At 70.3% G+C, this 21,343-nt stretch carries 20 protein-coding genes and 2 pseudogenes; 20 read left to right on the top strand and 2 right to left on the bottom strand.

Annotated elements, in window-relative coordinates; translation table 11 throughout:
- The first annotated feature begins 70 nt into the window (after nucleotides 1-70).
- From lepB (ABTZ59_RS10360) to ABTZ59_RS10410, 11 genes and pseudogenes are all read left to right on the top strand, one after another.
- Nucleotides 71-973, top strand: a complete 903-nt coding sequence (gene lepB, locus ABTZ59_RS10360) for a signal peptidase I (protein WP_351393739.1) — start codon at nucleotides 71-73, stop codon at nucleotides 971-973.
- Nucleotides 966-1,995, top strand: a pseudogene (gene lepB, locus ABTZ59_RS10365) (signal peptidase I). The gene lepB (ABTZ59_RS10360) and the pseudogene lepB (ABTZ59_RS10365) overlap by 8 nt, the downstream one beginning before the upstream one ends.
- Nucleotides 1,964-2,905 carry a signal peptidase I gene (gene lepB / locus ABTZ59_RS10370; protein ID WP_351394007.1) on the top strand — a complete coding sequence of 314 codons (942 nt, stop codon included), beginning with the start codon at nucleotides 1,964-1,966 and terminating at the stop codon, nucleotides 2,903-2,905. Before lepB (ABTZ59_RS10365) ends, lepB (ABTZ59_RS10370) begins: the two are co-directional and overlap by 32 nt.
- Nucleotides 2,906-2,989: 84 nt before the next feature.
- On the top strand, nucleotides 2,990-3,778 hold the full coding sequence (gene lepB, locus ABTZ59_RS10375; protein WP_351393742.1) for a signal peptidase I: 789 nt from the start codon (nucleotides 2,990-2,992) through the stop codon (nucleotides 3,776-3,778).
- 106 nt (nucleotides 3,779-3,884) lie between these two features.
- The gene (locus ABTZ59_RS10380) at nucleotides 3,885-4,397 is read left to right on the top strand and encodes an NUDIX hydrolase (protein ID WP_351393745.1); all 513 of its coding nucleotides are present in this window, start codon (nucleotides 3,885-3,887) and stop codon (nucleotides 4,395-4,397) included.
- 54 nt (nucleotides 4,398-4,451) lie between these two features.
- The gene (locus ABTZ59_RS10385) at nucleotides 4,452-4,760 is read left to right on the top strand and encodes a DUF2469 domain-containing protein (protein WP_014675276.1); all 309 of its coding nucleotides are present in this window, start codon (nucleotides 4,452-4,454) and stop codon (nucleotides 4,758-4,760) included.
- A 144-nt stretch (nucleotides 4,761-4,904) separates the two neighbouring features.
- Nucleotides 4,905-5,282, top strand: coding sequence for a YraN family protein (locus ABTZ59_RS10390; RefSeq protein ID WP_351393749.1), 378 nt, complete (start codon nucleotides 4,905-4,907; stop codon nucleotides 5,280-5,282).
- On the top strand, nucleotides 5,282-6,907 hold the full coding sequence (locus ABTZ59_RS10395) for a YifB family Mg chelatase-like AAA ATPase (protein WP_351393752.1): 1,626 nt from the start codon (nucleotides 5,282-5,284) through the stop codon (nucleotides 6,905-6,907). The genes ABTZ59_RS10390 and ABTZ59_RS10395 overlap by 1 nt, the downstream gene beginning before the upstream one ends.
- Nucleotides 6,904-8,046: a DNA-processing protein DprA gene (dprA, locus tag ABTZ59_RS10400; RefSeq protein WP_351393755.1), complete on the top strand. Its 1,143-nt coding sequence runs from the start codon at nucleotides 6,904-6,906 to the stop codon at nucleotides 8,044-8,046. The genes ABTZ59_RS10395 and dprA overlap by 4 nt, the downstream gene beginning before the upstream one ends.
- A 245-nt stretch (nucleotides 8,047-8,291) precedes the next feature.
- Nucleotides 8,292-9,128 carry an RNA polymerase sigma factor WhiG gene (gene whiG / locus ABTZ59_RS10405; RefSeq protein ID WP_249953712.1) on the top strand — a complete coding sequence of 279 codons (837 nt, stop codon included), beginning with the start codon at nucleotides 8,292-8,294 and terminating at the stop codon, nucleotides 9,126-9,128.
- Nucleotides 9,129-9,207: 79 nt separating this feature from the next.
- A complete protein-coding gene (locus tag ABTZ59_RS10410) occupies nucleotides 9,208-9,747 on the top strand; it encodes a TetR/AcrR family transcriptional regulator (RefSeq protein ID WP_351394010.1) in 540 nt (179 codons plus the stop codon).
- 206 nt (nucleotides 9,748-9,953) lie between these two features.
- Here the strand turns inward: ABTZ59_RS10410 and ABTZ59_RS37350 are convergent.
- Nucleotides 9,954-10,514 (bottom strand): annotated as a pseudogene (locus tag ABTZ59_RS37350) (peptidoglycan DD-metalloendopeptidase family protein); the annotation flags it as partial.
- 284 nt (nucleotides 10,515-10,798) lie between these two features.
- Here ABTZ59_RS37350 and rpsB point away from each other — a divergent pair.
- From rpsB to ABTZ59_RS10460, 9 genes are all read left to right on the top strand, one after another.
- Nucleotides 10,799-11,719 carry a 30S ribosomal protein S2 gene (rpsB, locus tag ABTZ59_RS10420; RefSeq protein ID WP_351393759.1) on the top strand — a complete coding sequence of 307 codons (921 nt, stop codon included), beginning with the start codon at nucleotides 10,799-10,801 and terminating at the stop codon, nucleotides 11,717-11,719.
- 93 nt (nucleotides 11,720-11,812) lie between these two features.
- Nucleotides 11,813-12,649 carry a translation elongation factor Ts gene (tsf, locus tag ABTZ59_RS10425; RefSeq protein ID WP_249953710.1) on the top strand — a complete coding sequence of 279 codons (837 nt, stop codon included), beginning with the start codon at nucleotides 11,813-11,815 and terminating at the stop codon, nucleotides 12,647-12,649.
- 233 nt (nucleotides 12,650-12,882) lie between these two features.
- Nucleotides 12,883-13,590 (top strand): UMP kinase, encoded by a 708-nt coding sequence (gene pyrH / locus ABTZ59_RS10430; protein WP_503002564.1) that lies wholly within the window; start codon nucleotides 12,883-12,885, stop codon nucleotides 13,588-13,590.
- A 127-nt stretch (nucleotides 13,591-13,717) separates the two neighbouring features.
- Nucleotides 13,718-14,275, top strand: a complete 558-nt coding sequence (frr, locus tag ABTZ59_RS10435; RefSeq protein ID WP_351393766.1) for a ribosome recycling factor — start codon at nucleotides 13,718-13,720, stop codon at nucleotides 14,273-14,275.
- Nucleotides 14,275-15,345: a phosphatidate cytidylyltransferase gene (locus ABTZ59_RS10440; RefSeq protein WP_351393769.1), complete on the top strand. Its 1,071-nt coding sequence runs from the start codon at nucleotides 14,275-14,277 to the stop codon at nucleotides 15,343-15,345. The genes frr and ABTZ59_RS10440 overlap by 1 nt, the downstream gene beginning before the upstream one ends.
- A gap of 172 nt (nucleotides 15,346-15,517) precedes the next feature.
- Complete coding sequence (rlmN, locus tag ABTZ59_RS10445) at nucleotides 15,518-16,630, top strand: dual-specificity RNA methyltransferase RlmN (protein ID WP_351393772.1); 1,113 nt, start codon at nucleotides 15,518-15,520, stop codon at nucleotides 16,628-16,630.
- A gap of 256 nt (nucleotides 16,631-16,886) precedes the next feature.
- Entirely contained in the window at nucleotides 16,887-18,002 is a 1,116-nt protein-coding gene (locus ABTZ59_RS10450) for a thiamine ABC transporter substrate-binding protein (protein WP_351393775.1), read from the top strand.
- Between the two features lie 125 nt (nucleotides 18,003-18,127).
- Nucleotides 18,128-19,741: an ABC transporter permease gene (locus ABTZ59_RS10455; protein WP_351393778.1), complete on the top strand. Its 1,614-nt coding sequence runs from the start codon at nucleotides 18,128-18,130 to the stop codon at nucleotides 19,739-19,741.
- Nucleotides 19,741-20,823, top strand: a complete 1,083-nt coding sequence (locus tag ABTZ59_RS10460) for an ABC transporter ATP-binding protein (protein WP_351393781.1) — start codon at nucleotides 19,741-19,743, stop codon at nucleotides 20,821-20,823. The genes ABTZ59_RS10455 and ABTZ59_RS10460 overlap by 1 nt, the downstream gene beginning before the upstream one ends.
- Here the strand turns inward: ABTZ59_RS10460 and ABTZ59_RS10465 are convergent.
- Complete coding sequence (locus ABTZ59_RS10465) at nucleotides 20,772-21,254, bottom strand: nuclear transport factor 2 family protein (RefSeq protein ID WP_351393783.1); 483 nt, start codon at nucleotides 21,252-21,254, stop codon at nucleotides 20,772-20,774. The two genes, ABTZ59_RS10460 and ABTZ59_RS10465, sit on opposite strands and share 52 nt — an antisense overlap.
- Nucleotides 21,255-21,343 lie beyond the last annotated feature (89 nt).

Raw genomic sequence — 21,343 nt, forward strand, 5'->3', positions numbered from 1 at the left:
CCCGCGGCGTCCGGGTCGGTCCGGACACGCACCCGGGGTTCACAGGGCCGCCGGATAAGATCTGGCCCCGATGGACACCGAAGAACGGCAGACGGAGCGCGATCGCTCTTCCGGATCCCACGACGGGACGGAAGAGGGATCGCGCTCCGCGCGTTCCTCCGGGCGGCTGACCGGACTTCCCGGACTCTCCGGGCTGTCCGGGCCCGCCTGGCGCAGGGCGGGCCTCCTCGGGCTCGCCTGCGCCGTCTTCGCGCTGCTGCTCAGCAGCTTCGTGGTGCAGCCGTTCCTGATCCCCTCGGGCTCAATGCGGCCCACTCTCCAGGTCGGGGACCGCGTGCTGGTCAACAAGTTGGCGTACCGTTTCGGTACCGCGCCGGAGCGCGGTGATGTGGTGGTCTTCGACGGCACCGGATCCTTCGTCCAGGAGCCGCCGGGGGACAACCCCGTCACCGGGCTGCTGCACGGGGCGGCCGCGGCCCTGGGTCTCGCCGCACCCGCCGAGACCGACTTCGTCAAGCGTGTGGTCGGTGTGGGGGGTGACCGGGTGGTCTGCTGCGACAAGGGGGGCAGGGTCGAGGTGAACGGCGGAGCTGTGGACGAGGGGTACCTGTACGCGGGCGACGCCCCCTCCAGCGTCCCCTTCGACATCGTCGTACCCCAGGGCACGCTCTGGGTGATGGGCGACCACCGGAGCAATTCGCGCGACTCCCGCGACCATCTCGGCGACCCCGGCGGCGGCATGGTGCCCGTGGACAAGGTCATCGGACGGGCGGACTGGATCGGCTGGCCGCTGGGCCGCTGGGCCGTTCTGGAGCCGACAGGGGCCTTCCACGACGTACGGAGCCCGGAAGGCGCGGTGACCCCGGCGGACGCGGGGGCGCCAGGTGGCACGGAGACCGCGGGTGGCAAGGGGACCGCAGGTGGTACGGGGACCGCGGGTGACGCGGGGATCCCGGGCGGTTCCCATGGGTAAGCGGGGGCGGCGCCGTCGCCCCAGCCATGGGTCGGACACCCGGCTGCCCACCGGCTCCCGGCCCACCACCGGCCGGACGCTGCCGGGGCGCGCGGAGCGCCGTAAGCTCGCGCGCCGGGTCAAACAGCGCCGCCGCAGGTCCGCGGCGAAGGAGATACCGATACTCATCACCGTGGCGGTGCTGATCGCGCTGGTCCTGAAGACATTCCTGGTCCAGGCGTTCGTGATCCCCTCGGGCTCGATGGAGCAGACGATCAGGATCAGTGACCGGGTGCTGGTGGACAAGCTGACCCCATGGTTCGGCTCGAAACCGGAGCGGGGCGATGTCGTGGTCTTCAAGGACCCCGGCAACTGGCTCCACGACGAGCAGCCGCCGCCGGACGACTCACCGGTCGTGATCAAGCAGGTCAAGCAGGCGCTGACCTTCATCGGACTGCTGCCGTCCGCCGACGAGCAGGATCTGATCAAGCGCGTCGTCGCGACCGGCGGGGACACGGTCAAATGTTGCGACCGGGACGGCAAGGTCACCGTCAACGGCACCCCGCTCACCGAGCCGTATCTGAATCCCGGGAATGTCCCTTCCTCCATCCCCTTCGAGGTGCGGGTGCCGGAAGGACGCATTTTCGTGATGGGGGACCACCGGTCCAATTCGGCCGACTCGCGCTTCCACCTCCAGGAGGCGGACAAGGGGACCATCTCGGAGGACGAGGTCGTGGGGCGCGCGGTCGTCATCGCCTGGCCGGTCGGGCACTGGCGGCGACTGGAGGAGCGGGAGACCTACGCCTCGGTTCCGGACCCGCGCGCCGCGCCGACGACGGCACTGGGACCGTCGGAGTCGCCTACTGTGTCTTACCAGGATCTGAACGGATTGATCCGGCTCCCGAGCCCTGCGGAACTCCCGCTCGTTATGGGAGTGGTGGGCCTGTCCCGTCTCCGGGGCAGGCGATCGCACGGAGTAATCGCACGGAGTGAGGAGTGGATGTGGGGGATGTGGCGGTCGGCGCACGATCCGGACACGATGATCCCGAGGAGGGACACGAGCAGCTCGCCGAGTCGCCCGAAAACGTGACGGCCCGGTCGACGGAACGCGGGAACGGGTCCGGTGGGATCCACGACGGCGACAGGGATGGCGACAGCGACGGCGAAGGATCGGACGCGAGGAAACCGCGCTCCTTCTGGAAGGAGCTGCCCCTTCTCATCGGGATCGCCCTTCTGCTGGCGCTTCTGATCAAGACTTTCCTGGTACAGGCGTTCTCGATCCCCTCGGACTCGATGCAGAACACCCTTCAGCGGGGCGACCGGGTGCTGGTGGACAAGCTCACCCCCTGGTTCGGCTCCGAACCGGAGCGTGGTGAAGTCGTCGTCTTCCATGATCCGGGCGGCTGGCTGGACAGCACCCAGGCGCCCGAGCCGAATGTGGCACAGCGGTTCCTGAGCTTCATCGGCCTGATGCCGTCCGCCGAGGAGAAGGACCTGATCAAGCGGGTCATCGCGGTCGGCGGCGACACCGTGGAGTGCAAGAAGGGCGGAAAGGTCCAGGTCAACGGGGTTCCGTTGAACGAGTCCGACTACATCTACCCGGGCAACACTCCCTGTGACGACAAGCCCTTCGGGCCGATCGACGTGCCCAAGGGCAGCATCTGGGTGATGGGTGACCACCGGCAGAACTCGTTGGACTCCCGCTACCACCAGGAGCTGACCGGAAACGGCACGGTCTCCAACGACGAGGTCGTCGGGCGCGCCTTCGTGGTGGCCTGGCCGGTCAACCGCTGGTCGTTCCTTCCGGTGCCCGACACGTTCGACCAGTCCGGGCTGAGCGCGGCGGCGTCGGTGGCCTCGGCCGCGGCTCCGGGGGCGCTGGGCCTGGCCGGAGCGGTGCCGCTCGTGCTGTGGCGCCGAAGGCGGCTTACCCGTGGGCGTACCGCCGGGTAGGGTGCCGTCCCGGATCGTCGATCTCCGAGGAACATTCTCCGGAACGGTGGAGTGATCGTTTTCCGGAACGGGGGGAGTGCTGGGATGAGCGGAACAGGACGGGCGGAACGTTCGAACGGCGGCCATGGCCGCCTCGGCAGTGTGCTGTCGGGGCTGGCCGTGGCCGTCGGTTGTGTGCTCTTCCTCGGCGGGTTCGTCTGGGGAGCCGTGGAGTACCGGCCGTACACCGTCCCGACCAACTCGATGGACCCGACCGTGAAGGCGGGTGACCGGGTGCTGGCGCAGCGGATATCCGGCGACGAGGTACGCCGTGGCGACGTGGTGGTCTTCAAGGACGCGGACTGGGCCAATATGCCGATGGTGAAGCGGGTGGTCGCGGTCGGCGGCGACAAGATCGCCTGTTGTGACGCGGACGGCCGGCTCACCGTCAACGGCACTCCGGTCGAGGAACCGTACGTACGGGGAATGGCCGGCGGGCGGGCGTCCACGGGCGGGCGGGCGTCCACGACAGATTTCGACGCGACCGTGCCCGAGGGGAAGCTGTTTCTGCTCGGTGATGAACGCAGCGGTTCGCTGGATTCCCGGGTCCATCTGGAGGACGCGGGGCAGGGCTCGGTGCCGCGCTCGGCGGTCGACGCGCGCGTCGACGCCGTGGCCTGGCCGCTGGGCGGGGTGATCGACCGGCCGGCGGGCTTCGCCGCGCTGCCGGGCGGGGTGTCTGGGCCGGGACCCGTGCGATGGATCGTGGTGGCGGTGGTGGCCGGGGCGCTGCTGATCTTCGGCGGGGCGGCGTACGGGCCGGTCGCCCGGCGGTTCTCGAAGCCTCGGACGGGCGGCGGGAGCGGTGAAGGGGTGTCCACGGGTGTCCGCTGAGTCTGCTGGGGCTGCTGGATCTGCTGAGTCTGCTGGATCTGACCGGGCTGGGGGCACTGGAGGGGCTGGGGGCACTGGGGGCACTGGAGGGACTGGAGGGACAGCTGTGTCGGGCGGGTCGGACGGGTCGGGCGGGCAAGTGCTGCGGAGGGTGGCGCGGGTGGTGCTGCTGGACCCGGCGGACCGGATTCTGTTGCTGCATGGATACGAGCCCGGTGATCCGGACAACGACTGGTGGTTCACGCCCGGCGGAGGCCTGGAGGGCGACGAGACCCGGGCAGAGGCCGCACTGCGCGAGCTGGCGGAGGAGACGGGGATCACACAGGTGGAGCTGGGACCCGTGCTGTGGCGCCGGACCTGTTCCTTCCCGTTCGACGGGCGCCGCTGGGATCAGGACGAGTGGTACTTCCTGGCACGTACGACGCAGACCGAGACGTCGGTCGAGGGGCTGACCGAGCTGGAGCTGCGCAGCGTCGCGGGGTTGAGGTGGTGGACCTCCGCCGAACTGTCGGCGGCGCGTGAGACGGTGTACCCGACCAGGCTCGCCGAGCTGCTGCGCACGCTGCTCGACGAGGGTCCTCCGGGTGAGCCGGTGGACCTCGCCCCCGAGAGCGTCTAGGGGCGTGGGGGCCGGAGCACAATAGGGGGACGTACGGCTGAAGGGGAACATGCCATGAGCGCCGAGGACCTCGAAAAGTACGAGACCGAGATGGAGCTGAAGCTCTACCGGGAGTATCGAGATGTCGTCGGCCTGTTCAAATACGTGATCGAGACCGAGCGTCGCTTTTATCTCACGAATGATTACGAGATGCAGGTGCACTCGGTGCAGGGTGAGGTCTTCTTCGAGGTCACGATGGCGGACGCGTGGGTCTGGGACATGTACAGGCCGGCCAGGTTCGTCAAGCAGGTACGAGTGCTCACGTTCAAGGACGTGAATATCGAGGAGCTGAACAAGAGCGACCTCGAACTCCCCGGCGGCTGAAGACCGTGATCGGGCCGGGGCGCTGGGCGAGGGGCTGGGGCGTCACGAGCGAGTGAGCGAGTTTTCCACAACCGCCGGGTTGTCCACCAAGATCCACTAGTTCTGGGCGGTCGCGTCAGAGTCGGTACCGGAGGTGGTGCCGAAATGAACGCGACGGGGGCACTGGGGCAGTACGGCGAGGATCTGGCGGCGCGGCGGCTGGTCGACGCGGGGATGACCGTGCTGGCACGCAACTGGCGGTGCGGCAGGGTCGGTGAGATCGACATCGTGGCCCGCGACAAGGACAGCGGGGGCCGGGATGTGCTGGTCGTCTGCGAGGTGAAGACCCGCAGAGCCGGCTGGTTCGAACATCCGATGGCCGCGGTCACGCCGGTGAAGGCGGATCGGCTGAGACGGCTCGCGGACTGCTGGCTGGAGCGGTACGGCGGTCCGCCGTCGGGCGGGGTCCGCATCGATCTGATCGGGGTGCTGCTGCCCGGCCGGGGCGCACCGGTGGTCGAGCACGCGCAGGGGGTGACCTGATGGGGTTCGCGCGCGCGTGCTCGGTGGCGCTGGTGGGGGTCGAGGGGGTGGTGGTCGAGGTCCAGGCGGACCTGGAGCCGGGGGTCGCCGCGTTCACCCTGGTGGGGCTGCCCGACAAGAGTCTGGTGGAGAGCCGGGACCGGGTGCGGGCGGCCGTGGTGAACTCCGGCGGCGAGTGGCCGCAGAAGAAACTCACGGTAGGGCTGAGCCCCGCCTCCGTGCCCAAGGGCGGCAGCGGCTTCGATCTCGCCGTGGCGGCGGCGGTGCTCGGGGCCGCCGAGCGAATCGATCCCGGCGCCATCGCCGATCTGGTGCTGATCGGTGAGCTGGGCCTGGACGGACGGGTCAGGCCGGTGCGCGGGGTGCTGCCGGCCGTGCTCGCGGCGGCGGAGGCCGGATACCGCCAGGTCGTCGTGCCCGAGCAGACCGCGGGCGAGGCCTCTCTGGTGTCGGGGGTGTCGGTCCTCGGGGTACGGACCCTGCGTCAGCTCATCGCCGTACTGACCGGCGAGCCGGTGCCCGAAGAGGTGCCGGAGACCGCGCGGGGGCGTCCTGACTCGATGCTCGCGGGGTTGATGGTGCCCGGTGCCGGGGTGGGCACCGGTCTGGCCACGGGCATGGGGGCGGGCGACGGACACCGGCCGGATCTCGCGGATGTGGCCGGCCAGGAGGCGGCGCGTACGGCGCTGGAGGTGGCCGCGGCGGGCGGGCACCACCTGCTGCTCCACGGACCGCCGGGGGCCGGCAAGACGATGCTGGCCGAGCGGCTGCCCGGTGTCCTGCCGCCGCTGACCAGGCAGGAATCCCTGGAGGTCACCGCCGTGCACTCGGTGGCGGGCATGCTGCCGCCCGGCGAACCGCTCGTCCATACCCCGCCCTACTGCGCACCGCACCACTCGGCGACCATGCAGTCCCTGGTCGGCGGTGGCAACGGGCTGCCGCGACCGGGCGCGGTGTCGCTGGCCCACCGCGGCGTGCTGTTCCTCGACGAGGCGCCGGAGTTCTCGGTCCGGGCGCTGGACGCCCTGCGGCAGCCGCTGGAATCCGGCCATGTGGTGGTGGCCCGCAGCGCCGGCGTGGTGCGGCTGCCCGCGCGGTTTCTGATGATCCTCGCGGCGAATCCCTGCCCATGCGGGCGGCACACGCTGGTGGGAGCCGCGTGCGACTGCCCGCCCTCGGCGATCCGCCGTTACCAGGCCCGGCTGTCCGGACCGCTGCTCGACCGGGTGGATCTGCGGGTCGGTGTCCAGCCCGTCCAGCGGGCGGATCTGCTGGGGCAGGGCGGCAGGGGCGAGTCCACCTCCGTGGTCGCCGCGCGGGTACGGGACGCCCGTCAGCGGTCGGCGGACCGGCTGGACGGCACACCGTGGACGGTCAACAGCGAGGTGCCCGGCCATGAGCTGCGAACGCGCTGGCCCGTCGCCCCCGGAGCGCTCGCGGCGGCCGAACGGGATCTGGAGCGTGGCCTGCTCACCGCACGTGGCCTGGACCGGGTGCTGCGGGTGGCCTGGACGGTCGCGGACCTCGCAGGGCGCGTCCGGCCGGAATCGCGTGATGTGGCTCTGGCGCTGGAGCTGCGTACCGGTGTCACCCGGGGTACGGCGGTCGCCGGAGCGGCATCATGACCTCCGTCGGTCCGGGGGAGCGGCTGGCGCGGGCCGCGCTCACGCGGATCCTGGAGCCCGGGGACGAGTGCGGTGGACTGTGGCTGCGGAGGTTCGGGGCGGTCGGGCTGCTGGAGCGGCTCACCTCACCGGACGCCGGGCCGGAGCGGTTCACCGAGGTCGGTGAGCGGCGGCTCGGCGGTTATCGGATACGGGCGGCGGTGGCGGACCCCGAGCGTGATCTGGCGGCGGTGAGCGCGCTCGGCGGCCGGTTCGTCTGCCCCGGTGACCGGGAGTGGCCCAGCCAGCTCGACGATCTGGAGACGGCCGCGCCCGTGGGGCTATGGGTGCGGGGCACCGCGGATCTGCGGCTCTGGTCACTGCGCTCCGTCGCCGTGGTCGGGGCCAGGGCGTGTACTCCGTACGGGGCACATATGGCGGCGAGTCTGGGCGCGGGTCTGGCCGAGCGAGGTTGGGTGGTCACCTCCGGTGCGGCGTTCGGTGTGGACGGCGCGGCACACCGCGGTGCGCTGGCGGCGGGCGGTGCCACGGTGGCCGTGCTCGCCTGCGGGGTCGATGTGGCCTATCCGCGCGGTCACTCCGAACTGATCGGACGCATCGCCGAACAGGGGCTGGTCATCGGGGAATTACCGCCGGGCGACCATCCCACCCGCAGCAGGTTCGTCCTGCGCAACCGCGTGATCGCCGCGCTCACCAGGGGGACCGTCGTGGTGGAGGCGGAGTACCGCAGTGGATCCCTGGTCACCGCGCGGGCCGCGCAGCGGCTGGGCCGCTTCACGATGGGCGTGCCCGGCCCCGCCACCAGCGGTCTCTCGGCCGGTGTGCACGAACTGCTGCGTGGTGAGGGAGTGCTGGTCACGGACGCCGCGGAAGTGGTCGAGCTGGTGGGCGACATGGGTGAGCTGGCGCCGCTCCGACGCGGCCCCGTACTTCCCAGGGATCTGCTCGACCCGGTCAGCGCGCGGGTGCTGGAGGCGCTGCCCGCCCGGGGCGTCTCGCGAGGGCCGGAGATCGCGCGCGGCGCGGGCACGACCACCGACGAGGCGCTCGGCAGATTGTACGAACTGCACTCGTTGGGGTTCGTCGAACGGCACGGGGACGGCTGGCAGTTGGCCGCCGCGCGGCGAGGCGGTACTTGATCTGGGGCATTCGGGTGAAAAGGTGATGCGGATGACCTCTGTCTCTCGATCGGTGACACGCCAGGGGCCGGCGCGAGCGGCGTCGGCCCCCGATCGAAGGTGTGGTCGACGGCGTCCGTCGAGGCGGGTCCGGGCGCCCGATCCTCGCTCAGTGCGACGCTCCAGTCACGCTACGCTCACATGCATTCCGGCCACTTCGACAGATGTCCCCCCGCACGTCACAGCAGAACGGCTCAAGGCAACGCATGCCCCAGCACACCTCCGGGTCTGACCGCGCGGCGGCGCCCCCTGCCGCCCGGAGCGGCGTGCGGCCCCCCGCGCCCTCGTCGCTCGACGAGTTGTGGCGGTCGTACAAGACCACGGGCGACGAGCGGCTGCGCGAGCAGTTGATCCTGCACTACTCGCCCCTGGTGAAGTATGTGGCGGGCCGGGTGAGTGTGGGACTGCCGTCCAATGTCGAGCAGGCCGACTTCGTCTCCTCCGGGGTCTTCGGTCTGATCGACGCGATCGAGAAGTTCGACATCGAGCGGTCCATCAAGTTCGAGACCTACGCGATCACCCGGATCCGCGGCGCGATGATCGACGAACTCCGGGCCCTCGACTGGATCCCGCGCTCCGTACGGCAGAAGGCCAGAGCCGTCGAGCGCGCCTACGCCACCCTGGAGGCACAGCTGCGCCGTACGCCGACGGAGCCCGAGGTCGCCGGCGAGATGGGGATCGCGCTGGAGGAACTGCACGCGGTTTTCAGCCAGTTGTCCCTCGCGAACGTGGTGGCACTGGAGGAGTTGCTGCATGTCGGCGGCGAGGGGGGCGACCGGCTCAGCCTCATGGACACCCTGGAGGACACGGCCGCCGACAATCCGGTGGAGGTCGCCGAGGACCGTGAGCTGAGACGGTTGCTCGCGCGGGCCATCAACACCCTCCCCGACCGGGAGAAGACCGTCGTCACGCTCTACTACTACGAGGGCCTCACGCTCGCCGAGATCGGCCATGTCCTCGGGGTGACCGAGAGCAGGGTCAGCCAGATCCACACAAAGTCCGTGCTGCAACTGCGGGCGAAGCTGGCCGACGTCGGACGCTGACGCTGTGCCGCCGCCCGCTCATCCGTAGAGTGGAGGCGTGCCCAGGATTCGAGCGGCCTCGGTGGCCGAGCACCGGACCATGCAACGAGGCGCCCTGCTGGACGCCGCGCGCTCCCTCCTGTCCGAAGGCGGTACGGACGCGCTGACCTTCCCCGCGCTCGCCGAACGCACCGGACTCGCCAGGTCCTCCGTCTACGAGTACTTCCGCTCGCGCGCCGCCGTCGTCGAGGAACTGTGCGCCGTCGACTTCCCGGTCTGGGCGGCCGAGGTCGAGTCGGCCATGGCCGGGGCCGAGACACCCGAGGCCAAGATCGAGGCGTATGTGCGCCGTCAGCTCGCGCTCGTCGGGGACCGACGGCACCGCGCGGTCGTCGCCATCTCCGCGAGCGAGCTGGACGACGGCGCCCGGGAGAAGATCCGCGCCGCGCACGGCGGTCTGATCGCCATGATCGTGGAGGCCCTCGGCGAGCTGGGCCACCAGCAGCCCCGGCTCGCGGCCATGCTGCTCCAGGGCGTCGTGGACGCGGCGGTCAGACGTATCGAACTCGGCGCGGCCGAGGCGCCCCCGGAGATCGCCGAGGCGGCCGTCTCCATGGCACTGCGCGGCGTACGGGGCTGAGGGCCGGGCGCGGGCACCTGCGGACGCGCCGCCGGTAGCCACCACGCGCTCCGCCGGATTCGTCCGGGCTCCGGCTCGGGAACGCCGAAGACCGGCAGAAGCCGCGACGGCGCCCGGCGCAGCAGCTCGTGGGGCAGCAGGGACAGCGGGTTGAGATAGACCGCGCCCCGCAGCAGCCCCCAGTGCAGACAGCCCGGCGCGCAGTGGGACGGAGCGCACGTCACCGTCGCGACCGGCCGGCCCGCCGTCACCTCGTCCCCCTCGGCGACGAGCGGTGACACCGGTTCGTAGGTGGTCCGCAGCGGCGGATCGCCCGTACCGGCCAGCGTGATCGAGAGCACCCCGCGCCCCGCCACCCGCCCCGCGAAGGAGACCCGGCCGGCCGCCGCCGCTCGTACCGGGGCCCCGGCCGACGCGGCCAGATCCACCCCGCGATGACCGGGACCGTACGGCGAAGCGGGCGGTTCCCAGCCCCGCAGCACCTCCGGACGCGAGCCCACGGGCCACGCCCGGTCGGTTCGATGCCCGCCCCCGACCCCGCCCGCGCCCTCGCGCCCGGGTGCTTCCACTGCTACCGCCACCGCCGGGGACGACCGAAGCCCGTGCGGAGCCGAGCCGCCAGCCAGAACGACCAACAGGACAACAGCCAGGACAGCAGCGAGGAGTGCGAAGCGGGGGAGAGGGAGGGGGCGGGAGAGAGGGCAGAGAAGGGGGAGGCGGGGAAGCCTCGGGACGCGCACGTCCACACGGTTACGGAGAGTGGTCATGGGTCCACGGTCGCGCACCAGGGCCCCATCGCGCTGATCATGAACCGGATCTGTGGAGTACTGACGGGTTGTGGACAGCGCCGTCACCCGGGGGTGCGAAGGTCCCGTACACTTCTTGTGGCGATCCGGGTCACCGGGTCGACTTCGCACGCCCCGCCATCGGCCTCCTTCGCGCCGATGTCAGCGCTTCTCGGTCTCGGACTTCCGTGGCACAGCGCATCGGGGCGTCAGGCGCGACTGCCGTCCGGCGGACGCGACAACCGAGTATCTCAAGGAGTACGGCCATGGCCGTCGTCACGATGCGGGAGCTGCTGGAGAGCGGCGTCCACTTCGGTCACCAGACCCGTCGCTGGAATCCGAAGATGAAGCGCTTCATCTTCACCGAGCGCAACGGCATCTACATCATCGACCTGCTCCAGTCGCTGTCGTACATCGACCGCGCCTACGAGTTCGTCAAGGAGACCGTCGCGCACGGCGGCTCCATCATGTTCGTCGGTACGAAGAAGCAGGCCCAGGAGGCCATCGCCGAGCAGGCGACGCGCGTCGGCATGCCCTACGTCAACCAGCGCTGGCTGGGCGGCATGCTCACCAACTTCTCCACCGTCTACAAGCGCCTTCAGCGTCTGAAGGAGCTTGAGCAGATCGACTTCGAGGACGTGGCCGCCTCCGGTCTCACCAAGAAGGAGCTGCTGGTCCTCTCCCGCGAGAAGGCCAAGCTGGAGAAGACCCTCGGTGGTATCCGCGAGATGCAGAAGGTGCCCAGCGCCGTCTGGATCGTGGACACCAAGAAGGAGCACATCGCCGTCGGTGAGGCGCGCAAGCTCCACATCCCGGTCGTCGCGATCCTCGACACCAACTGCGACCCCGACGAGGTCGACTACAAGATCCCGGGCAATGACGACGCGATCCGCTCCGTCACCCTGCTCACCCGCGTGATCGCCGACGCCGTCGCCGAGGGCCTCATCGCCCGTTCCGGCGTCGCCACCGGTGACTCGAAGCCGGGCGAGAAGGCCGCCGGCGAGCCGCTCGCCGAGTGGGAGCGCGACCTGCTCGAGGGCGAGAAGAAGGACGACGCCGAGAAGCCGGCCGAGGCCAAGGCCGAGGGCGAAGTCCAGACCTCCGCGGAGACGGAGAAGGTCGCCGACGCGGAGCAGGCCGAGGCGCCCGCCGAGGCCGCTCCGGCCGCGGACACCGAGCAGGCCTGACCTTTACCAGGTTCGGTAGTTGACGGCGGGGGCCCACCGGCCCCCGCCGTTCACCCGTAGATCCTTCAGACCTTCGAGAGAGAATTACAGATCATGGCGAATTACACCGCCGCTGACGTCAAGAAGCTCCGTGAGCTCACCGGCGCCGGCATGATGGACTGCAAGAAGGCGCTCGACGAGGCCGACGGCAACGTCGACAAGGCCGTCGAGCTTCTCCGTGTCAAGGGCCAGAAGGGCGTCGCCAAGCGCGAGGGCCGTTCGGCCGAGAACGGCGCCGTCGTCTCCCTCATCTCCGAGGACAAGACGTCCGGTGTCCTGCTTGAGCTGAAGTGCGAGACGGACTTCGTCGCCAAGGGTGAGAAGTTCCAGACCGTCGCCAACACGCTCGCCGCCCATGTCGCGGCGACCTCCCCGGCCGACCTCCCGGCGCTGCTCGCCTCCGAGATCGAGGCCGGCAAGACCGTGCAGGCGTATGTCGACGAGGCGAACGCCAACCTCGGCGAGAAGATCGTCCTGGACCGCTTCGCGCAGTTCACCGGCGGTTACGTGGCCGCCTACATGCACCGCACCATGCCCGACCTCCCGCCGCAGGTCGGCGTCCTCGTCCAGCTGGACAAGGAGAACGCCGAGGTCGCCAAGGACATCGCGCAGCACATCGCCGCCTTCGCCCCGAAGTACCTGAACCGTGACGAGGTCCCGGCCGAGACGGTCGAGAACGAGCGCCGCGTGGCCGAGGCCACCTCGCGCGAGGAGGGCAAGCCCGAGGCCGCCCTGCCGAAGATCGTCGAGGGTCGTGTCAACGGCTTCTTCAAGGAGGTCGTCGTCACGGAGCAGGCGTTCGCCAAGGACAACAAGAAGTCCGTCCAGAAGATCCTGGACGAGGCCGGTGTCGCCCTGACGCGCTTCGTGCGCATCAAGGTCGGCGTCTGAGTCTGTACGCGATCAACCAAAGACCCCGATAGGGTCTGACGCAGTCGTCCGGGTACCTGTCGGGCGGCCGCAGATCTGACGAGGAGGCCATTGCCGCACAGGGAACCGCAAGGACCCCGGCAGTGGCCTTCTTCGTATGCGCACGAGGAGATCTCATGGAACAGGCCGACACAAGCGACGACGGCAACGGCAACAAGAGTGACGACGGCAGGGGCCACGGTCACGGCCGCTTCATGCTGAAGCTGTCCGGTGAGGCGTTCGCCGGCCGGGGAGCGCTCGGCGTCGACCCCGATGTCGTCCACGCCATCGCCCGCGAGATCGCCGCCGTCGTCCGTGACGGCGCCCAGATCGCGGTCGTCATCGGCGGGGGCAACTTCTTCCGGGGCGCCGAACTCCAGCAGCGCGGCATGGACCGGGCGCGCTCCGACTACATGGGCATGCTCGGCACGGTCATGAACTGCCTCGCCCTTCAGGACTTCCTGGAGAAGGAGGGCATCGACTCCCGGGTCCAGACCGCCATCACCATGGGCCAGGTCGCGGAGCCCTACATCCCCCTCCGCGCCGTGCGCCACCTGGAGAAGGGCCGCGTCGTGATCTTCGGCGCCGGTATGGGCATGCCGTACTTCTCGACGGACACCACGGCCGCCCAGCGTGCGCTGGAAATCGATGCCGAGGCATTGTTGATGGGGAAGAACGGGGTCGACGGGGTGTACGACTCCGACCCCAAGACCAACCCCGCCGCGGTCAAGTTCGACGCCCTGGAGTACGGCGAGGTGATCGCCGGTGATCTTCGCGTCGCCGACATGACCGCCATCACGCTGTGCCAGGACAACAAGCTGCCGATCCTCGTCTTCGAATTGCTGAAGGAAGGCAATATCGCGCGTGCGGTCAAGGGTGAGAAGATCGGCACACTCGTGAGCGACCAGGGCACCCGGAGCTGATCCGGGGCTGCCCCGTACGGGGATGGACAAAGCCCTGCCGGTCGGACACCGTGCAGGACAAGACGCGACGCAGGTTCCGCCGGCCGATTCGTACGCCGGGCCCACTCAAGACACGCAGGAGCAAGTGGTGATCGAAGAGACCCTCCTCGAGGCCGAGGAGAAGATGGAGAAGGCCGTCCTGGTCGCCAAAGACGACTTCGCCGCGATCCGCACAGGGCGGGCGCACCCGGCGATGTTCAACAAGATCGTGGCGGACTACTACGGTGCCCTGACCCCGATCAACCAGCTGGCCTCGTTCGCCGTGCCCGAGGCGCGGATGGCCGTGGTGACCCCGTTCGACAAGAGCGCGCTGCGCAATATCGAGCAGGCGATCCGCGACTCCGACCTCGGCGTCAATCCGAGCAACGACGGCAACATCATCCGGGTGGTGTTCCCCGAGCTGACGCAGGACCGCCGCAAGGAGTTCATCAAGGTCGCCAAGACCAAGGCCGAGGATTCGAGGATCTCGATCCGCGCGGTCCGCCGCAAGGCCAAGGAGACCATCGACAAGCTGATCAAGGACGGCGAGGTCGGCGAGGACGAGGGCCGCCGCGCCGAGAAGGAGCTCGACGACACCACCGCGAAGTATGTCGCGCAGGTGGACGAGCTGCTCAAGCACAAGGAAGCCGAGCTGCTCGAAGTCTGATGAACGACTCTTTCCGGGGAGCCTCGTCGACAGCCGGATACTGGGGACCGACCGACCCGGGGGTCCTTCCGGCGGGTCCCGCATACGATGAGCATCCCGCACAGCAGACTCGGCCCATGCCCATCGTGCCCGACGGACCCGCCGACAACGGGGACCAGCGTGACGACCGGGGGGCCGCTCGGCCGGGCGGCCCCCTGTTCCGTGACAAGACTCCGCAGGAGCCCATGGCAGCGCCTACGCCTCCCCCGCCGAAGAAGCGGGCCGGACGTGATCTGCGCGCGGCCATAGGGGTCGGCATCGGGCTCGGCGCGGTGGTCGCGGCCTCGCTCTTCATCGTCAAGGCCGTCTTCATCGGTGTCATAGCGGTCGCGGTGGTGATCGGGCTGTGGGAGCTGACCTCACGGCTCGACGAGAAGAAGGGCATCAAGGCGCCGCTCGTCCCGCTGGCCGTCGGCGGCGCCGCGATGGTCATCGCCGGATACGCGCGGGGGGCGGAGGGTGCCTGGGTCGCGATGGCCCTCACCGCGCTCGCGGTGCTGATCTGGCGGATGACGGAGCCGCCCGAGGGCTATCTCAGAGATGTCACGGCGGGGGTCTTCGCCGCGTTCTACGTACCGTTCCTGGCCACCTTCGTCGCGATGATGCTCACGGCGCACGACGGTCCCTGGCGCGTGCTGATGTTCCTCGTGCTGACGGTCGTCAGCGATACGGGCGCGTACGCGGTCGGCTGGCGCTTCGGCACCCACAAGCTGGCGCCCCGTATCAGCCCCGGCAAGACCAGGGAGGGGCTGGCCGGAGCCGTCGTCTTCGCGATGGCGGCGGGCGCCCTCTGCATGGAGTTCCTGATCGACGACGGACTCTGGTGGCAGGGTCTGCTGCTGGGTCTCGCGGTCGCGGCCAGTGCCACCCTCGGTGATCTCGGCGAGTCCATGATCAAGCGGGATCTCGGCATCAAGGACATGGGCACACTGCTGCCCGGCCACGGCGGAATCATGGACCGGCTGGACTCCCTTCTGCCCACGGCGCCGGTGGTCTGGCTGCTGCTGGTCCTCTTCGTGGGCTCGGGCTGAGCGGTACCGGTTACTCTGAAAGGGCTCGCCGCTCACGGGTGGCGGGCCCTTTTGAGCCCCGCGGCTGTGAAGCCGCTCCCGTGAGGTCTCCCGGCACCGGCACAGTCCTGCCGTACTCCCCGCCACGGCGGGGGGCGCCCGGCCTCGCCGCACCGAGGAGATATGGTTTTTCATGGCCCCGCCGACACCCGGAGAACTCACTTTCGTCGCGCCCCGCGGAGCCAAGAAGCCCCCGCGGCATCTCGCCGACCTCACCCCCGACGAGCGTCGCGAGGCCGTCGCCGCGACCGGCGAGAAGCCGTTCCGCGCCAAGCAGCTGTCACAGCACTACTTCGCGCGGTACGCGCACGACCCCGAGCAGTGGACCGACATCCCGGCCGCCGCGCGCCAGAAGCTCGCCACGGAGCTGCTGCCCGAGCTGATGTCGGTGGTACGGCACATCTCGTGCGACGACGACACCACCCGTAAGACCCTCTGGCGGCTGCATGACGGCACCCTCGTCGAGTCGGTGCTGATGCGCTACCCGGACCGGGTCACCATGTGCATTTCCTCGCAGGCGGGCTGCGGGATGAACTGTCCCTTCTGCGCCACCGGCCAGGCCGGTCTGGACCGTAACCTCTCCACCGCCGAGATCGTGCACCAGATCGTCGACGGGATGCGCGCGCTGCGCGACGGCGAGGTCCCCGGCGGTCCTTCGCGGCTGTCCAACATCGTCTTCATGGGGATGGGCGAGCCGCTCGCCAACTACAAGCGGGTGGTCGGGGCGATCCGCCGGCTGACCGATCCCGAGCCGGACGGTCTGGGGCTCTCGCAGCGCGGGATCACCGTCTCGACGGTCGGTCTGGTGCCCGCGATGCTGCGCTTCGCCGACGAGGGCTTCAAGTGCCGGCTCGCGGTCTCCCTGCACGCGCCCGACGACGAGCTGCGCGACACTCTCGTCCCGGTCAATACGCGGTGGAAGGTGCGGGAAGTACTCGACGCGGCCTGGGAGTACGCGGAGAAGTCCGGCCGCCGGGTCTCCATCGAGTACGCGCTGATCCGCGACATCAACGACCAGGCGTGGCGCGGCGACCGGCTCGGCCGACTGCTCAAGGGCAAGCGGGTGCACGTCAATCTGATCCCGCTCAACCCGACGCCCGGCTCGAAGTGGACGGCGTCGCGTCCCGAGGACGAGAAGGCGTTCGTCGAGGCGATCGCGGCCCATGGTGTGCCGGTGACCGTACGGGACACGCGGGGTCAGGAGATCGACGGAGCGTGCGGACAGTTGGCCGCCTCGGAGCGGTAGGAGCCTGTGCGACGCCAGGGGGGTAACCTTGGCCTGAACGCATTGCATATTTTCCGACAGGGGAGCGCCACAGCGCTGAGAGTGCGGCACATGTCCGTGGGAGCGGGCAGCGGTCGCAGACCCTCTGAACCTTGCCCAGGTCATTCTGGGTAGGAAGTTCGGACACCACTCAAGCTGTAGCGCCCTGCCCGGAGTCCGCCGGTACGGACCCCGGGCAGGGCCGCGTCTTCTCCTGGACATCCCAGGAGGAAAGTCAGTGAGCAGTACCCGTACCCGTACGAGAAGGGCCGCCGCCGGCGCGCTCGCCGCCGCGCTCGGTGTCTCGGCGCTCGCCGCCTGCGCCGGGTCCGACGGTTCCCCGTCGTCCGCCGATGGCGACGGCGGTTCGCGGTCGAGGACCGTCACCCTCGTCAGCCATGACTCGTTCAACGCCTCGCCCGCCGTGCTGGAGGAGTTCACCAAGGAGACCGGGTACACGGTCAAGGTGCTGAAGAGCGGCGACGCCGGCGAGGCACTCAACAAGGAGATCCTGACGAAGGGTTCGCCCCAGGGCGATGTCTTCTTCGGTGTCGACAACACCCTGCTCTCCCGCGCCCTCGACAACGGGCTGTTCACGCAGTACGAGGCGAAGGGCCTGGACCGTGTCGAGGAGAGCGCGCGCCTCGACAAGGACAAGAACCGCGTCACCCCGGTCGACACCGGCGACATCTGTGTGAACTACGACAAGAAGTACTTCGCGGACAAGAAGCTGGCGCCGCCGCGCACCTTCGACGATCTGATCAAGCCCCAGTACAAGAACCTGCTCGTCACCGAGAACGCCGCCACCTCCTCACCCGGCCTCGGGTTCCTCCTCGGCACGGTCGCGCGCTACGGCGACAACGGCTGGCAGGACTACTGGAAGAAGCTGAAGGACAACGGCGTCCAGGTCGTGGACAGCTGGGAGCAGGCCTACAACGACACCTTCTCCGGGTCCGCCGGCGGCAAGAAGGCCAACGCCGACCGGCCGCTCGTCGTCTCGTACGCCTCCAGCCCGCCGGTCGAGGTGCTGTACGCCGAGCCACGGCCCGAGGAAGCGCCGACCGGGGTCGCCACCGGCACCTGCTTCCGGCAGACCGAGTTCGCCGGCCTGCTGAACGGCGCGAAGAACGAGGCCGGCGGCAAGGCGCTGCTGGACTTTCTGATCGGCGAGAAGTTCCAGGCGGACATGCCGCTGAACATGTTCGTCAACCCCGTGGTCAAGGACATCGCGCTGCCGGAGCTGTTCACGAAGTTCGGCGCGACCGTCGACACGCCCGGGACCGTGGCGCCCGGGACGATCGCCGCCCACCGTGAGCAGTGGATCCAGTCGTGGTCCTCACTCGTAGTGAAGTAACACCGAGGACGCCGAGCGGCGGGCGGGCTGGGCGAGATCGGGGCGGGCGTGGCCCGGGTGGGCGCGGTCGGGCCGGTGGGCGCGGCCGGGCCGGGGTTCGCGCGAACGCCGTCCGGCTCGCCCTCATGGCCCTGCCCGTCGCCTTCTTCGCGCTCTTCTTCGCTTACCCGGTGGCCGCGATCCTCGGCCGGGGACTGAAGACGGACGACGGCTGGCGGTTCGGCCGGATCGGCGACGTACTGACCCGCCCGGACATCCTCGACGTCCTGTGGTTCACCACCTGGCAGGCGTTCGCCTCCACCGCGCTCACCCTGCTGATCGCGCTGCCGGGCGCCTATGTCTTCGCACGTTTCGACTTCCCCGGCAGACAACTGCTGCGCGCGGTCGTCACCGTCCCGTTCGTGCTGCCGACCGTGGTCGTCGGCACCGCCTTCCTGGCGCTGCTCGGGCGCGGCGGACTCCTCGACGACCTGTGGGGCCTACGGCTCGACACCTCCGTCTGGGCGATCCTCCTCGCGCATGTCTTCTTCAACTACGCGGTGGTCGTCAGGACGGTGGGCGGCCTGTGGGCGCAGCTCGACCCGCGCCAGGAGGAAGCGGCGCGGGTGCTCGGCGCCGGACGGGTCGCCGCCTGGTGGCGGGTGACCCTGCCGGCCCTCGGCCCCGCCGTCGCGGCCGCCGCGCTGATGGTCTTCCTCTTCACCTTCACCTCCTTCGGGGTCGTACAGATCCTGGGCGGCCCCGGCTTCGCCACCCTGGAGGTGGAGATCTACCGGCAGACCGCGCAGCTCCTCGATCTGCCCACCGCCGCCGTCCTCACGCTGGTGCAGTTCGCGGCGGTCGGCGCGGTCCTCGCGGTGCACGCCTGGACCGTACGGAAGCGGGAGGGCGCCCTGCGGCTGGTCGACCCCGCGCTGACCGCCCGCCGGCCGCGCGGAGCCGGGCAGTGGGCGCTGCTCGGCGGGGTGCTCGGTACCGTACTGCTGCTGATCCTGGTGCCGTTGGGGGGCCTCGTCGAACGCTCTCTGAGCGGTTCCGGCGGGTATGGACTCGACTTCTACCGGGCCCTCGGTTCGGTGGATTCCAGCGGCGGCACCTTCCTCGTACCGCCGCTGGAGGCGGTCTGGAACTCCCTGCGGTACGCGCTCGTCGCGACCGTCATCGCGCTGGTGGTGGGCGGACTGGCCGCCGCCGCGCTCACCCGGCGCGCGGGCCGTCTCGTACGGGGCTTCGACGCGCTGCTGATGCTGCCGCTCGGGGTGTCGGCCGTGACCGTCGGCTTCGGCTTCCTGATCACGCTCGACAAACCGCCGCTGGATCTGCGCGCCTCCTGGATCCTGGTGCCACTCGCCCAGGCACTGGTGGGGGTTCCCTTCGTGGTACGGACCATGCTGCCGGTGCTGCGCGCGGTGGACGGGCGGCTGCGTGAGGCGGCGGCCGTCCTCGGGGCGTCGCCGCTGCGCGCCTGGCGGGAGGTGGATCTGCCGATGGTACGGCGGGCGTCGCTGGTCGCCGCCGGGTTCGCGTTCGCCGTCTCGCTCGGCGAGTTCGGCGCGACGGTCTTCATCGCGCGACCGGACCGGCCGACGCTGCCGGTGGCCGTGGCCCGGCTGCTGGGACGGCCCGGCGAGCTGAACTACGGGCAGGCGATGGCCCTTTCCACGGTCCTGATGGTGGTGTGCGCGGTGTCGCTGCTGTTGCTGGAACGTATCCGTACCGACCGCTCGGGAGAGTTCTGATGGCCCTGCTGACCCTGTCGGACGTGACCGTACGGTTCGGCGCCCGCACCGCGCTCGACGCGGTGGATCTGGAGATCGCCGAGCACGAGACCGTCTGTGTGCTCGGGCCGAGCGGCAGCGGCAAGTCGACGCTGCTGCGGGTGGTCGCCGGTCTCCAGGCGCCGGCCGGCGGACGGGTTTCACTCGACGGCGCCGATCAGTCGGGGGTCCCCGTACACCGGCGCGGGGTCGGCCTGATGTTCCAGGACCACCAGCTCTTCCCCCACCGTGACGTGCGCGGCAATGTCGCCTTCGGCCTGCGGATGCGCGGCGCCGCCCGGGACGAACAGGCCCGCCGGGTCGAGGAGTTGCTCGACCTCGTCGGACTGCCGGGGGCCGGCGGCCGGGCCGTCGCCGAGCTGTCCGGCGGCGAACAGCAGCGGGTCGCCCTGGCACGCGCGCTCGCGCCGAGCCCGCGGCTGCTGATGCTGGACGAACCGCTCGGCCAGCTGGACCGAGGTCTGCGCGAACGGCTCGTGGTCGAACTGCGCGGCCTGTTCGGACGGTTGGGCACGACCGTCCTCGCCGTCACCCATGACCAGGGCGAGGCCTTCGCGCTCGCCGACCGGGTGGTGGTGATGCGCGACGGCCGTATCGCCCAGACCGGCACGCCGCTGGAGGTCTGGCAGCGGCCCGCCTCCGCCTTCGTCGCGCGGTTCCTCGGCTTCGACAATGTCGTGGACGCGACCGTGAAGGGCTCGGGCGCCGACACGGTCTGGGGCAGGATCCCGGTCCCCGACGGATCGGCCCAGGGCGAGCGGACGGTGCTGATACGGCCCGCCGGCGTACGTCTCGTGGCCCCCGGCGAAGGGCTGCGCTGCACGGTCGGGGCGCGCACTTTCACCGGCGGCCGGGTCACCGTGCTGCTACGGCCCGACGGGCCCGTCGGCGCGCCGGACATCGAGGCCGAGTGCCCGCTGCGCGACGCGCCGGAGGAGGGGGCGGAGGTGGGTGTCGCCTTCGCCGCCGAGGACGTGGTGGTGCTGGCCGCTCAGGACCGACCGGGCGTGCAGGCGGCGGCGATGGCCAAGCTGTCCTCGTAGACGCGATAGCCGGTGATCAGGCCGTCCTCGACGGTCAGCCGCAACGCGAAGGGCGAGCGGAACGTCTTGCCGGTGGACCGTACCGTCCCGGCGAGCGTGCCGCTGAGCATCGCCTCCGTGCCCTCCACGACGAGCGCGTCGACCGAACCGGCGGCCGGATCGGGGCTCTGGCCCTCGGCCAGTTCACGGAAGTGGTCCGCGACATCGGCGCGGGTGGCGCGCGGCCGGATCCACGGGACGGCGGGGTTCTCGGCGATGTGCCAGTCGACCCGTTCGGCGAAGAGGGCGGCGATCCGGCCGGGATCGCCCTCCGCGATACGGCGCAGCAGTTCCTGGACGGTGGCGCGGGTCCGGTCGGTGTCCGCGTGGCCGGTGCCGGTGTGGCCGGTGCCGGTGTGGTCGGTACGCAAGGTGGTCGCGCTGTCGGTCATCTCGTCGTCTCCCTGTGGCCGCGTCGAGCCCGTACGGGCCCTGCGAGGACGAGCCTGCCGCGCGCCGCACCGCCACGTCGATTACCTCG

This window comes from Streptomyces sp. NPDC094034, from assembly GCF_040303865.1.
Lineage (GTDB): Bacteria > Actinomycetota > Actinomycetes > Streptomycetales > Streptomycetaceae > Streptomyces.